Origin of the sequence: Chitinophaga filiformis (assembly GCF_021646545.1) — a bacterium.
GTDB lineage: Bacteria > Bacteroidota > Bacteroidia > Chitinophagales > Chitinophagaceae > Chitinophaga > Chitinophaga filiformis_A.
Window position 1 is genome coordinate 376,540 of the sequence record NZ_JAKIRP010000002.1, and the last position, 14,783, is coordinate 391,322.

Sequence of the window (14,783 nt, forward strand, 5' to 3'; positions counted from 1 at the left end):
TACTTTATATGTTGGACCGTTATCTTAAAATATGCAGCATCCAGATCCTTGTGCTGGATTTTATATGCCTCAATGCCTTCTTCTTTTTTACGCTCTACTGGCTGCAGCAGTATGGCGTGCCGGTGAGTGTAAACAGAGATACTTTCCTGCTGGCCTCAAATATTGCATGGATCGTGGCCCTGTATACAACGGGTATTTATTTCATGAGCCAGCAGATGTCTGTAGAAAGAATTATCAAAAAGCTGTTGCAGAGCATCATGTTGTATCTGCTACTGCTGCTTGCTTTTGTATTCCTGAACAAGGAAGCTTTTAACAGGATCTTCATTGTTACCTATATGACATTGTTCATATTGGTTGTGCTGCTGGACAGGCTCTTCTTTTACATGCTTACCAACTATATCATTCATCGTAAGGAGATAGAGCGTAAAGTCGTAATTGTGGGCTATAATGAGCTTTCAAAACAACTGGTGGACAATTTTATCGGCCGCAAGAGTAACCTGCGTTTTGAAGGTTATTTTGAAGAATACAGCAATGTGCATGAGCTGTCTTTATATCCGGTGATAGGTACGCTGAAGGATTGTATACCTTATGCGCAGTCAAACAACATCCGGGAGATCTACTCTACATTATCGCCGGAGCAGTTCCCTTACCTGTATACGCTGGCACATGAAGCAGAACGTCATTTTATCCGTTTCCGCTTTGTACCGGACTTCAAGATGTTCGTGAACCGCCAGATATATATAGACTACCTGGACAATATACCTATCATATCACTGAGGGCAGAACCACTGGATGATATTGCCAACCGGTTGAGGAAGCGTATTTTTGATATTGTGTTCAGCGGTGCTGTGATGCTTTTCATTCTGAGCTGGCTCATACCTTTACTGGCATTGCTGGTGAAGCTGGAATCGAGAGGTCCTGTATTCTTTATACAACATCGTACCGGACGTAATAATGAAACTTTCCGTTGCCTGAAGTTCAGAAGTATGTATGTGAACAATGACGCAAACAGCAAACAGGCTACAAGGAATGACCGTCGTTTTACGAAGATCGGGCGTATATTGCGTAAGACAAATCTGGATGAGATGCCGCAGTTCTTCAATGTGTTCATGGGCGATATGTCTATCGTAGGTCCGCGTCCACATATGCTGAAACATACAGAAGAATATTCTGCTATCATTCAGAAATATATGATCCGTCACTTCCTGAAACCTGGTATCACAGGCTGGGCGCAGGTGAACGGGTATCGTGGAGAGATCACTGATGAACTGCATTTGCGTAAACGTATAGAACATGATATCTGGTACATGGAAAACTGGTCAGTGTATCTCGATCTGCGCATCATATTTTTAACTGTATTCAATACTATAAAAGGCGATAAGAACGCATTTTAACATTTCCTATAGCATATTTTACTCGTATTAGTAAGAATGTTAATGGAAAAGAAATCGCCTTAAGTGTTATTTTTACACTCCGGTAGTCAGGGTACGCCGGGGTCAACTTCAGGGATGCCTGTAAACAGCGTTACATGAAAAGTTCTGTGTCAGCACAAAATTTCCTTGATGACAGCCGGCTAATAGAAGACATCTTTCACGAATTGAAATCTATTGTAGCAAGCATTCTTTCAAGTGTTGAACTCATAGTACTGTACGACGGGAAAGCGATGGGAAACAAGATCACCCGTCAGGCAGAATCGATTAAATCGCAGGTGATAGAGCTTGATTTTCAGCTGCAGAATATACGGATCATACAGCATATGCTGGACAAGACCTTCCAGCTGAAGCGAAAGATGACCAACTTACTTTTCTTTTTGGGACAACTGGTACGTGAAGAGCCATACAACAATCTACTGTCTCCCGCCGTTGAATTACAGCAAAGTAAAATACCTGTGGAGGCTAATATTGACGAATCCGTGATGCGGCAGTTGATCCTGAACCTTTTTTTCTGGATGAATCGGCACTCAACCACCCATCAGACACCGAAGATGGTATTTAGTTTTGAGCCCGGATACCTTGAAATAAAGGGAACCTTTTATGCGAATTATATCTTTTCGTCTCCTTTCAAGTCATCGGAAAAAGGAGATAACGAAATATTTCACCAGCCGATATGTCATATGATGTCGTATTTCGCCGCCTTACACGACGGCACTTTTGAAATACTGGCAGAACCGGAGAAGAATGTGGTAGCGCTGGTGAGAATACCCTGTAAGGCGTAAGTCTTACAGCTTCAAACACGTCTCTTAGAAACAATAAGATAAGGTTAAAACAAAAGGGGATATTTCCATATCCCCTATTCTTTTTTATAACCTGTATGTAAATCTCGTTTATTTCTTCAATTGCAGTACGGCGTTTGACCATGTCCTCACCTGTTCCAGCAGGGTAGGGTTTTCAGCCAGTTTTTGTCCGTAGGAAGGGATCATCTGTTTCAGTTTGGACTGCCATTCAGGTGTTGCCAGTTTTCTTGGGAAGCAGCGTTGCAGCAATTCCAGCATAATGGATACCGCAGTGGAAGCTCCCGGAGAAGCGCCCAGCAGGGCCGCGATAGAACCGTCTGCTGCACTTACTACCTCTGTACCAAATTCCAGGATACCGCCATGCTCAGGGTCTTTTTTGATCACCTGTACACGTTGTCCTGCTACTTCCAGTTCCCAGTCTTCTAATTTCGCTTCCGGCAGGAATTCCTGCAGGGCTTCCAGTCTTTCTTCCGGCGACTGACGTACCTGGTCGATCAGGTATTTGGTCAGCGGAAGATTGTCCAGGCCAGCGGCCAGCATAGGACGGATGTTATTGAATTTTATAGACCTTGGCAGATCAAGCCAGGAGCCATTTTTCAGGAACTTGGTGGAGAAGCCGGCATAAGGTCCGAACAGCAGTGCCTTTTTACCATCTATCATACGCGTATCCAGGTGAGGCACAGACATTGGAGGTGCACCTACTGATGCCTTACCATATACTTTTGCAGCATGTCTTTCAACTACCGCCGGATTTTTGCAGACCAGCCACTGACCGCTTACAGGGAAGCCGCCGAAGCCTTTACCTTCAGGAATGTCTGATTTTACCAGCAGGGGCAGTGAACCACCACCGGCGCCTATGAATACAAATCTTGTATGCAGCTTTCTCTTCTTACCTGTCTCCAGATTCTTCACTTTCAGATACCACCTGCCATCTTCTTCCCTGTCGAGGTCGCGTACTTCATGTTTCAGGTTTACAGTTACGCCAGGCTGTTGCTGAAGGTAGCTGATGAGTGCGCGGGTGAGGGCTCCGAAGTTAATATCGGTACCGGCTTCCATACGCGTAGCCGCCACCTTTTCAGAAGCATCTCTTCCTTCCATCACCAATGGGATCCATTGTTTCAGGACGGCAGGATCTTCTGAGTACTCCATACCCTTGAATAAATTATTGGCTTCCAGCAGTTGCTGGCGTTTTTTCAGATATTGAACGTTGTTCTCACCCCATACAAAGCTCATGTGAGGAACGCTTTGTATAAATGTCTCCGGGGATTTAATACATCCTTCCTGTACGAGGAAAGACCAGAATTCCTTGGATACCTCAAAGGATTCGGCAATCTTGATCGCTTTACCGATCTCGATACTACCATTCTTCTCGGGAGTATAGTTGAGTTCGCAGAAAGCAGAGTGTCCTGTGCCTGCGTTATTCCATGCATCCGAACTTTCTCCTGCAATGATATCCAGTCTTTCGAATATCTCAATGGTCAGTTCTGGTTGTAATTCTTTCAACAGTACGCCTAGCGTTGCACTCATTATGCCCGCACCGATTAAGACGATGTCAGGCGCCGATTTAGGAGACATATTAATTTATTTACGCGATTTGCGCTGCAAAAATAATACGAAAAAAGATAGTTCTATAACGTTTTAGTGTATGTATTATGGCTTTTTATGATAAAATAAAAGCAATTTTCACTGTAAGTACCTGCTGTAGTGCATATGCGAAAAATGCAAATGTATTGTTAATCCTGTGCTCCGGCCAGCCATCCGAGAGATGTTGCCGTAACAGGCGTGAACTCAGAAAGGGGCGCTTCGCAGAGTGAGCAGCAATATTGCTCCGGCAGCTCATGAAAGGCCGTGCCGGGTGCCACGTTCTGGCCGGGGTCGCCAATGGTTTCATCATATACTGTCAGGCAGCGGGTACATTGATGCACCTCTTTTTCAGGTTGGGTGGTACTGATAACTGTCTGCTGACCAGCTACATAATTCAGCAGGGGATCAGTAAGCGCACTGTTCTCGTAAAATTCCCTGCATAGGGAGGTGATATAAGGCCCGAGGTGTTCTTTGGCTACTGCCGTCCGGTAGGGTAGCAACGTGCCTGAATTCGGGTTAAAATCCTGCGTATAAAGAATATCAAAGCGCTGGTCACCTTTCAGGCGGCTCTTGGTTTTGCTTTCCCGTTTACTGATCACAACGGAACCAAAGCAGTTGTTCCCCGGATTGATGCGGATGCTGAAACACAATCCGTAGGTTCTGACATCGGCATTATCAAAATGGCGGATGATATGCCTTTTGATGATAAGAGCATCTTCACTGTTATCTTCCACATGCCAGTTCAGCTCATTCGCCGCGTGCCTTACATTGATCCCGTATTTACCGAGGATATAGTCCCATAACCTTCTGTGCTCGGGCGCTATATTCCTGACGATGAGCGACTTCCATGAGGTAGCATACAATTGCCCGGTCCGGGTTTCCAGGCATATATTACAGAGGTTCTGCAGGAAGGCCACAGGAAATTCCTCATCCCGGCGGTAGATGCCCAGCCAGTAATGATTCTCATGCCGGTTGAAGCCTTCATAGTAAGGCAGGTGGAAAGGAGGGAGCTCCAGCTCGGCCGTTACGGGACGGCAGGTGTATTCAAGCTTGTTCTTAACAAGCGCATATAACTCGTCATTACTGATAGAAGGGCGCTCATACACAATAGACTCGATACATTGACTCAATTGGGCGATACTGTTTGTATAGACCAGGTCAGGCCATGCAAAAAGGCGGCTGCTTTTAGGGAAGCGGATGAACAGGTGCCAGTAATGCGCAGCTCCTGCGGCAATCCAGTTAATATGTCCTGAGAAGAAAGGTGTGAACGTCTGTTTGCTGTCGCAGATATTCACCTTCAGCGCAGGCGTATAATCGAATAACGCAAATACATCCTTATAGATACCTTCACTTAACCAGCTGTCACTAATGAAAATGCCAGCTGCCGGATAGGAGCTGGTGATATTGGGTGCAGTGCCGTAAGTATGGTACACGATCTGCTGGCTGGCGCAATCTGCTTCAAATTGTTCCCAGTATTTGCCGGGTACCTCTATCAGCAGCTGTTGCCGCAAACCGAATTTTACCTGCGTTACCCTGGCTGCTGCGGCTATATCCAGAATAGTCAGCAGTTGTCCGGGAGAAACGATCCCTCCTGTAAAATTAATGCTGACTGTCTGCGAATGTCTGATCATGATTAAACTGCTTGCATGATAAATACTGCCTCTTCTTTCTTACCGGAAGGCAGTTCCTTCTCCAATATGGCTTTTATCTCCGGACGGCAACTGCCGCATCCCATTCCTGCACCTGAAGCCTGGCATACACTCTCCAGCGTGTTGCAACCTTCTTTTATTTTCTCACAGATATTGCCTTCTCCCACACCTCCACAGCTACATACAAGTTTACCGATCACCGGGGTCGCTTTCTTGCCTGAGCGCAATAGTTCCAGTCTTTTTTCGGACAACTCTATTTTATTGGAGATCAGGTCTCTGAACTCCAGGAATTCCGATTTGTCACCGATCAGGATAGCGCCTATCAGCCGGTCGTTATGTATAACACATTTCTTGTAGTACCGCTTTGACTTATCAATGAACACCACTTCTTCGTATGCAGGATCATCTGGTGTTTCTATCATACCGAGTGAGCACAGATCAGTACCATGCATCTTCAGGATATTCATGAACAATGATCCTTCATAATAACCTGTCAGATCGCCTGACAGATAGCGGGCTACTACAGCTGCCTGTTGCTCTGCTGCCGCCGTAATACCATACAGCGTTCCGTTGAACTCAGCAATCTCTCCGATAGCAAAGATGTCCGGGTCACTGGTCTGCAGGTATTCATTTACTACCACGCCTCTCTTGCAAAGCAGATGAGTGGCACGTGCCAGTTCAATATTAGGCACGGTCCCTATCGACATCACGACAGCCTGACAAGGCACGTGCCTGCCGCTTTTCAGCCGTATGCCATCAAGTTTATTGAGGCCGGTAAAACGCTCTATCTCATCGTTGTACAGGATCTCTATTCCACGGTCTGTCAGCTCTTCAAATAACAGCTGGCTGCCGAGGGCATCCAGCTGTCGGTCCATCAGTTTAGACGTGCGTTGTACAACGGCCACGTCTATATCCATTTCTCTTAGTGAAGCAGCTAATTCAATACCCAGCAGTCCGCCACCAACTATCATCACTTTTCCTGCTGCAGGGTCAATATGCCTGACGAATGCATCTGCATCACGCCGGTTACGCATGGTAAAGATGCCCTCGAGCGGAGGAGTATCTCTGAGGGTGGCCGCACGGCTACCCATGGCCATGATCAATATATCATACGCATGTATGTTGCCATTGCTGTCTGTTACCGTTTTCTGCTCACGATCTATTTCATGAACACTAACACCTCTGTGCAGGGTAATATCCAGCATGTTTTCTTCTTCGTCTGTCATCTTTACCAGCTGGGCCCATTGCTGGGTGCCACTGATGTAATCGGGTAACATCACCCGGTTATAGAAAGGCTGGTCCTCTTTACTGAATACCGTGATGGTATCGGTAGTGTTTATTGCGCGATAAGCCTTTACAAATCCACAGGCGCCTGCACCAGCACCGATGATAACGATCTTCTGTGCCTCCTTCTGATAAAGTTTTACCTGCACGGCAGTATACTTCAGATCCGGTTGTTTCGAGATCTTATCTACCAGCCGGTTGGTAAGATTGTTAGCCCTGTTCAGATCGTTGTCAAGTATCTTGCCCCAGTGCATGGGCAGGAAAACCACTCCTTTTTTAATGGATTTGCTTAACTGTGCTTTTACGCGCACAACGCCATTCTCACTGAATATCTCCACGATATCTCCTTCTCTGATATCTCTGTCCATCGCATCTTCCGGATGGATCTCCAGCAGCGGCGCCGGAATATGTTGTTTCAGTTTGCTGACCTTACCCGTCTTGCTCATGGTATGCCACTGATCGCGGATACGGCCTGTAGTAAGGATGAGCGGCCATTGCGGATCAGGTGGTGCTGAACGGTTATCATCAGGAACAGCATGAATGATCGCTTTGGTGGACGCGGTATAAAATTTATGATCAGTAAACAGTCTTGGTGTACCCTGATCTGCACCTCCGGCGGGATAAGGCCATTGCAAAGATCTTTTTTCTTTCAGCAGCTCATAGCTAACGCCACTTACGTCAATATTGGTCCCGGTGGTCAGGCGGCAATGTTCCGCATATATTGCAGCCGGATTTTCATAGTCAAACCCCTGATATCCCATTTTCCGGGCAAAGCGGCAGATGATCTCTGCATCCGGCAATGCTTCGCCAGGGGCGTCATTTATCTTTTGCAGATAAGTGATACGCCTTTCTGCATTGGTCATAGTGCCTTCCTTTTCTGTCCATGCGGCAGCAGGAAGCACCACGTCTGCATAACGTAATGTTTCCGGTTTGGAAGATATTTCCTGTACAACAACAAACTTTGCCTTCTGTAAAGCCGCTTCCGCCATACGTGCGTCGGGGAGGCTTACCAGCGGGTTGGTACACATGATCCAGATCGCTTTCAGCCGGCCATCATTCAATGCTTCAAACATTTCCGTAGCGGTCAGACCGGGCTTGTCAGAGATAGTAGTACCTCCCCAGAACTCCTGTACTTCTTTCCGGTGTGCAGGATTATCCAGCACACGGTGTGCCGGCAGCATATTGGAAAGACCACCTACTTCCCGTCCGCCCATAGCATTAGGCTGACCGGTCAGCGAGAATGGTCCGCAGCCGGGTTTTCCGATCTTACCGGTGATGAGGTTGAGATTAATAAGGCTCAGGTTTTTGTTAACGCCCACAGCACTCTGGTTCAATCCCATTGTCCACATGGTCATAAAACCTTTGGCCTGGCCGATCGTGGCGGCCGCCTCATAGATCAGGTCTTCCGAAATACCGCATACTGCTGCCGCGCTGCTAATGCTGCGCTGCATGACAGTATCCCGGTATTTCGCAAAACCTTCTGTGTGTTGCTGAATAAAATTGTGATCGGTATGACCGGCTTCTATCAGCAGCCTGCCAATAGCGTGATGCAGTACGATATCTGTACCGGGCATCAGTTGCAGATGAATATCTGCTATTGCGCAGGTCTGCGTCACACGCGGATCGCTCACAATGATCTTCAGCGCTGGGTTTTTCGCCTTTGCAGCCTCTATCCTGCGCCACAGTATCGGATGACACCAGGCGGGATTGGCGCCGGCTACGAATATGCAATCTGTCTGTTCTATATCATCGTAATTTCCAGGCACACTGTCTTCACCCAGTGACAGTTTATAGGCAGCCACTGCGCTGCTCATACACAGACGTGAGTTTGTGTCTATGTTGTTACTGCCAATGAATCCTTTGATCAGTTTATTCACCACATAATATTCTTCCGTCAGGCATTGGCCGGAAGCATAGAAAGCGACAGATTCAGGACCATACTGTGCTATCATCTGGCTGAACACTGCAGCGGTACGCTCCAGCGCCTGATCCCAGGAAACGCGCTGCCGTGGCATATGCCGGTGGTAGCGCATTTCCGGGTAATAAAGCCTGTCTGATGTGTCCATCACGGTGTAATGGAGGTTCATGCCTTTCGAGCAAAGCATGCCCCTGTTCACCGGATGGTCTTTGTCTCCCTCCACGCTAAGTTTGCCCTGCCTGTCCCTGTGTACAATAATACCGCAACCTACACCGCAATAACAGCAGGTGCTACGGTAACTGCCCGCAGGGAGTTTATTATGTTGATGATTGCCTGTCATGTTATTCAGCAAATGCTACATTTCCGGCGGTAGATGCGGCCGTTTCTGCAGCAGGTTTCTTAATGAACTTTGTGATCATTACTATAAATGATACAGCTATCACGATATAACCGATATAAGTAAATGCTTCTACATAAGTGATGCTTTCGGACTTGAAAAGGAAGCCAAACAACATACCACCGAGGTTACCACCAGCACCTACGATACCACTTACCAGCCCTACATTTTTTTCATTGATAAAAGGCACAATACCATAGGTGGCGCCATTGGCCATTTTCAGGAACAGTGCGAAACTGAGCATGGATATGATGGCCAGCGCCAGGGAGCCTGCCTGTGCAAACAGCAGCAGCCCGATACCTTCCAGCAGCAATACAATTGCCAGCAGGATACCTTTTCCTTTCATACCTGTCTTAGCGCCTACTTTATCTGATACGATACCTCCCAGGGCTCTTGCAAAAATGTTCATGGCACCAAAGATACCCGCCCAGAAACCAGCGCTGCTCTGTGACAGATGGAAGGTATCCACGAAGTGTAAAGAGGCAACGTTGTCAAATGTGATCTCCATACCGAAGCACATACCGTAAGCCAATGTCAGGGCCCAAATGCGCCAGTCGCCCAGTATGGTCCAGTCGGTCTTGGCTTTAACGTTATTGCTACGGTCAATCTCATCGAAATTACCTGCAGGCGTGTCCTTGGTAAAACGATGGTACATCCATGCTACTATCAGCATCATAACACCCGGTACGATCATCGCAAAACGCCATGCTTCCTGTTTGGTATATCCGAATCCGACAATGGCAGCAAAGATGAGCGGCATCACCATATTGGTCACACCTCCGCCGAGGTTACCCCATCCGCCGGTAACGGCATTGGCAGTACCTTTTATATTCGCTGCAAACATCATGGATGTATGGAACTGTGTTATTACAAAAGAAGCGCCTATCACGCCGATGGCAAGGCGAAACAACAGGAACGTTGTATAATCATGCGCCAGTCCTACCAGAAACACCGGCAGGGAACCTGCTATCAACAGCCGTATAGCAGTCTTACGTGGCCCCCAGGTATCGCACAATTTGCCGATGATCAGTCGTGCGATAATAGTGCTGGATACAGAAGCAATGATGATGTTACCTACCTGCGATTTTGTTAGTCCAAGGTCTTCCCTGATGGTAGGCATTAGCGGCGCCAGACCGAACCAGCCGAAGAAACAGACGAAGAACATCAGCCAGGTGGTGTGAAATGTACGCATCTGCACCGAGCTCAGTGAAAAGAGAGGAAGTTTATTTAGCGGTTGTTGAGTATTCATGTTGAAAAAAATATCCTGATTAAACAATGTTGTTTACTTATTGAAGATCATCTCCGGTCTGATGTTAACTGATACATACGCCCAGTTGCTGTTACTTTGTGCATTGGAGACGTTCTTCACTGCGGGAGAAGTCAGCGAAGCTGTATTCCAGAAGTGACTATATCCTGCTTCAAAAGATATCACCTTCGTGAGGGAATACGTGGCTACCAGATCAGCTTCCGTGCCGAACCTCCGGCTAAGTGAAGCGCCATTTGCCACCACATCACTTGCACTGTAGAATTCATGCACATCTCCGGTCAGCAAGAACTTTGGTCCCGCCTTATATTTTGTTTTCAGGTAGTAATCCTGCAGGCCCCGGTTACCGAATCCGCTGGCTACATAAAAGTAGTCCATATATCCCCAGAATTTATGCGGTGTACCATACAGCGGATCGAATGCATGGCTCTTGCCTGCTGCGTTGACGCCACCGGTGGTATAATCCGCACCCAGACCGGCGCTGAAAGATTTGCACAGCTGGTATTGAAAAGCTGCAGATAATAATCCGGCGCTGAGCTGCTGAGCATTGGCGTTCTTTCCGAACTGGTAATATCCTGCGGCAGTAAGCGTCAGCTTGTTGAACGTATTAATAAAGTATAACCCGGTTGTCATGCGTGTGTGTACGCCTTTATCCCAGATCTTAACGCCTGTGCTGTCTGCATGGAATTTGGAGAACTGATCAGCGAGGAATAAAAACGAGATATTTCCTGCAGATAGTTTTCTTGCGCCATACAGGTACTCCAGGCTTTTATACATGGTGCCACCATTTGTTGTAGCGGTATAATTTCCCGGGGGAGTGGGATTGTAAACTGTGCCGGCTGCATTTTCCTTATTCTGGTTGAAAGCAGCGCCCAGGTGTAAAGTATATGGTCCTGTTTCATACTTCAGCACCGCTGCATCGTGCCGGCGGCCTTGTTGCGCCCAGTCGAGGTTTCCCAGCAGGCGGCTGTCGTCATACATAATTTCTTGCCTGCCGATCTTGAGGCTCAGGTTCCTGTTTTTTACTGCTGTGTCCAGCAGCATAATTTCAGCCCAGGCTTCGTGTACCAGCAGTCCATTGTTCTCCTGTGTAGTGACCTTGTTAATGGTGGATGCGTCCTGTCCCCATATACGGACGTCCTGTACTGTCAATCCCAGCTTAAAACGGTAGCCACTGAAGCCTGCATACAGGCGGCTGCGCTGGGAGGTGAAAAAGGCGGGGGAGGAGCCTTGCGGCAGCGGTGTCCCCTGGCCGTCCTTTAGTTCGGTGCGCGTTCGGAGTTGAGCGCCCAGCGTCAATTGTGCATGCGCTGACGGACGGAAAAAAAACATACAGAGCAGGTAGAAGAAACCCGCTGAGAATAAATGTTTCATGCAGTTTGGTTGATAATGTGAGCAATAAGAGATATTCCCGCTCTCTGCTGATATTATGCTTCCTGCATGATCCCTATGTACACCTTATCGTTTTCAACCCTGACAGGGTAGGTGGTGAGGGAGCATTCTGTCTCGTCAGACAGGCAACGGCCGTCTTCGAGAGAGAATGTTTTCTTATGGAACGGACAAGCCACTTTTGGCTCTCCGTCGTGTGTGCCGGTCATGCCGCGGCTGAGTGCCATCTGCTGGCGATGAGGGCACATGTTTTGTGTTGCATACCATGCATCGCGTCTGGCAAAGCGGAACAATGCAATTTGTACATCATCATACTTTACGCATACTCCTCCGTTTGGCGGAACGTCTATCACGTTACAGGCAAAGAACCATTCTACGGTTGTGTTTGTGCTAATGGCGGTGGACATAAGTTATCTGTTTATTGATGAATGTCTTTTAATGAACTGAGCGATTATTTCCATTCTGCGGCTTTCTTCTGTTCCCGCATTGTGTCAAATTTTACAGTCGGATCTTTCGCGCCTGGCGCATTTACAAAGTGATTGAAGCGTTTGCGTAGTTCAGGATTTTCTACAACTTCCTTCCACTCGCATTTATATTTATCTACAAGCGCCTGCATTTCTCTGTCCAGTTCCTCCGCAATTCCCAGGCTGTCATTTACTACTACATTACGCAGGTAGGTGATACCACCATCCAGCTTATTCAACCATGTAGCGGTACGGGTCAGCGGATCGGCTGTCTTGATGTAGAACATCAGGAAACGGTCTATATAGCGGATACAGGTTTCGCTATCCAGGTCGGAAGCCAGCAGAATAGCGTGCTGTGGTTTAGAACCGCCATTACCGCCTACATACAGGTTCCAGCCTTTTTCTGTCGCAATGATGCCGAAGTCTTTGGATTGTGCCTCTGCACATTCACGGATACAGCCGGATACAGCAGACTTGATCTTGTGCGGAGCGCGCAGACCGCGGTAACGTTCTTCTATCTGTATAGCGAAGCTCACGCTGTCATGTAATCCGAAACGGCACCAGGTAGAACCTACACAGCTTTTAACAGTACGCAGGGCCTTACCGTAGGCATGGCCGCTTTCGAAGCCTGCGGCGATCAGTTCTTCCCAGATGTCCGGCAGGTCGCTCAGATGAGCGCCGAAAAGATCGATACGCTGTCCGCCGGTGATCTTGGTGTACAGATTATATTTCAGGGCCACCTGGGCGATGACCAGTAATTTTGCGGGAGTGATTTCCCCTCCGGGGATGCGTGGCACAACAGAATAAGTACCACCCTTCTGGATATTGGCCAGGAAACGGTCATTGGAATCCTGCACAACGTCATTTCCTTTATCCAGGATCATGTCGTTCCAGAGGCTTGCCATGATGGAGGCCACCACAGGTTTACATATTTCACAGCCATCGCCATGACCATAGTGGTCCAGGGCCTCATCAAAAGAGCGTACATCTTTGATGCGGATCAGGTCATACAGTTCCTGGCGGGAATATGCAAAGTGCTCGCAGATAACATTACGGATATATTTACCCTGCGCTTTCATAGTGCCGGTAATAAGGTCTTTTACCATTGGCGTACAGCCGCCACAGCAGGTGCCTGCCTTAGTACATTTCTTAACGGCGTCCAGTGTTTCATTGCCTGCTTCGACTGCAGCACATATACTGCCTTTGCTCACGCTTTCACAGCTGCAGATGATGGCGTCGTCTGGTAAACCCAGTACTCCCGGACCGGCCTCCTGGCTGCCACCACGGGCGCCCAGCAATACGTCTTCCGGGTTGGGAGGGAGGACCACTTTGTTTTTAGCCGTCTGTAATAACATATTATATGCATCTGCATCCCCGATCAGGATACCCCCCAGGAGGTATTTTCCGTCATTAGTAATGCTGATGCGTTTATAAACCCCTTTCATGGTGTCTTCAAACACGATGCTTCTGCTGGTTTCTGCCGGTACAAATGGATCGCCGAAGCTCGCCACGTCTACACCGATCAGTTTCAGCTTTGTGCTCATATCAAAACCGGTAAAGGTTTTCTGTTGTGCCTCGCCGGCAATATGAGTGGCTACTACTTCGGCCATTTCATATCCTGGCGCTACCAGTCCGTAGATCATGCCATGATAGAGAGCACATTCGCCGATGGCATATATCTCAGGATCAGTGGTTTGTAAGTATTCGTTCACGACAATACCACCCCGGTGACCGGTTTCCAGGCCACTCAGTTTAGCCAGTTCATCGCGCGGTTTGATACCAGCGGAAATCACCAGCATGTCGGCTTCCAGGATGCTTTCATCAGCGAACTGTAGGCCGGTGATGGTCTCGTCTCCCAGTACTTCACTGGTGTTCTTATTTGTATGTACCTGTAAACCAAGTTGTTTCAGTTGCTGCTCCAGGATGCGGGAACCGCTTTCGTCAATTTGCCGGGGCATGAGCCTTGGAGCAAATTCAATGACGTGGGTATCAGAAATGCCCAGATCCAGCATCGCCTTAGCCGCTTCCAGACCTAGCAGTCCTCCGCCGATCACCACCCCTCTTTTGGCTTTAGGGGCATAGTCGCGCATCAGTTCCAGGTCTTCTATGGTGCGGTAAATAAATACGCCTTTTTTGTCCACCCCTGGAATAGGAGGTACAAAAGCCGAAGAACCCGTAGCAATGACGAGGTAATCATAAGCTTCCGTGATACCTTTATATGAGTGAACTGTTTTAGTATTACGGTCGATCTGCTGAACAGGATCGCCCAGATGGAGGGTTATATGGTTAGCAGCATACCAGTCGGCGGGCGCCATCAGGAGGTCGTCTGCTGTTTTGCCGGCGAAAAATTCACTTAAATGCACACGGTCGTAGGCAGGGCGGGGCTCTTCCCCGAAAACTACGATCTCAGCAGCCCGGGTAGGCAATTTGGCGATTATTTTCTCGCAAAACTTGTAGCTAACCATGCCATTGCCTATAATTACAATTTTCATTGCCAAAGATTTGAGTTGATAAATTTGAAACGGCTTTTATATGTTCAAAACTTTAATATGATAACAATTTTCCTGATCGAGTCTTAAAATGTACCGTTTTTTATGATCT

Annotated in this window: 9 protein-coding genes; 2 read left to right on the forward strand and 7 right to left on the reverse strand. The window is 47.7% G+C overall.

Annotated elements, in window-relative coordinates:
* The first annotated feature begins 8 nt into the window (after nucleotides 1-8).
* Together L3C95_RS07885 and L3C95_RS07890 are read left to right on the forward strand one after the other, a co-directional pair.
* Nucleotides 9-1,394 (forward strand): undecaprenyl-phosphate glucose phosphotransferase, encoded by a 1,386-nt coding sequence (locus L3C95_RS07885; RefSeq protein WP_236386444.1) that lies wholly within the window; start codon nucleotides 9-11, stop codon nucleotides 1,392-1,394.
* A gap of 134 nt (nucleotides 1,395-1,528) precedes the next feature.
* Nucleotides 1,529-2,215 carry a hypothetical protein gene (locus L3C95_RS07890; protein WP_236386445.1) on the forward strand — a complete coding sequence of 229 codons (687 nt, stop codon included), beginning with the start codon at nucleotides 1,529-1,531 and terminating at the stop codon, nucleotides 2,213-2,215.
* A gap of 108 nt (nucleotides 2,216-2,323) precedes the next feature.
* Here the strand turns inward: L3C95_RS07890 and L3C95_RS07895 are convergent, their stop codons facing one another.
* The 7 genes from L3C95_RS07895 to nirB form a co-directional block, all read right to left on the reverse strand.
* Nucleotides 2,324-3,808: a malate:quinone oxidoreductase gene (locus L3C95_RS07895; RefSeq protein WP_262915848.1), complete on the reverse strand. Its 1,485-nt coding sequence runs from the start codon at nucleotides 3,806-3,808 to the stop codon at nucleotides 2,324-2,326.
* A 158-nt stretch (nucleotides 3,809-3,966) separates the two neighbouring features.
* Complete coding sequence (locus L3C95_RS07900) at nucleotides 3,967-5,448, reverse strand: rubredoxin (protein ID WP_236386450.1); 1,482 nt, start codon at nucleotides 5,446-5,448, stop codon at nucleotides 3,967-3,969.
* 2 nt (nucleotides 5,449-5,450) lie between these two features.
* Nucleotides 5,451-9,008: a nitrate reductase gene (locus L3C95_RS07905; protein ID WP_236386452.1), complete on the reverse strand. Its 3,558-nt coding sequence runs from the start codon at nucleotides 9,006-9,008 to the stop codon at nucleotides 5,451-5,453.
* A 1-nt stretch (nucleotide 9,009) separates the two neighbouring features.
* Nucleotides 9,010-10,314 (reverse strand): MFS transporter, encoded by a 1,305-nt coding sequence (locus L3C95_RS07910; protein ID WP_236386454.1) that lies wholly within the window; start codon nucleotides 10,312-10,314, stop codon nucleotides 9,010-9,012.
* A 33-nt stretch (nucleotides 10,315-10,347) separates the two neighbouring features.
* Nucleotides 10,348-11,703, reverse strand: a complete 1,356-nt coding sequence (locus L3C95_RS07915; RefSeq protein ID WP_236386455.1) for an alginate export family protein — start codon at nucleotides 11,701-11,703, stop codon at nucleotides 10,348-10,350.
* A 53-nt stretch (nucleotides 11,704-11,756) separates the two neighbouring features.
* Nucleotides 11,757-12,125, reverse strand: coding sequence for a nitrite reductase small subunit NirD (gene nirD / locus L3C95_RS07920; RefSeq protein WP_236386458.1), 369 nt, complete (start codon nucleotides 12,123-12,125; stop codon nucleotides 11,757-11,759).
* A gap of 44 nt (nucleotides 12,126-12,169) precedes the next feature.
* Entirely contained in the window at nucleotides 12,170-14,674 is a 2,505-nt protein-coding gene (nirB, locus tag L3C95_RS07925) for a nitrite reductase large subunit NirB (RefSeq protein WP_236386460.1), read from the reverse strand.
* Nucleotides 14,675-14,783 lie beyond the last annotated feature (109 nt).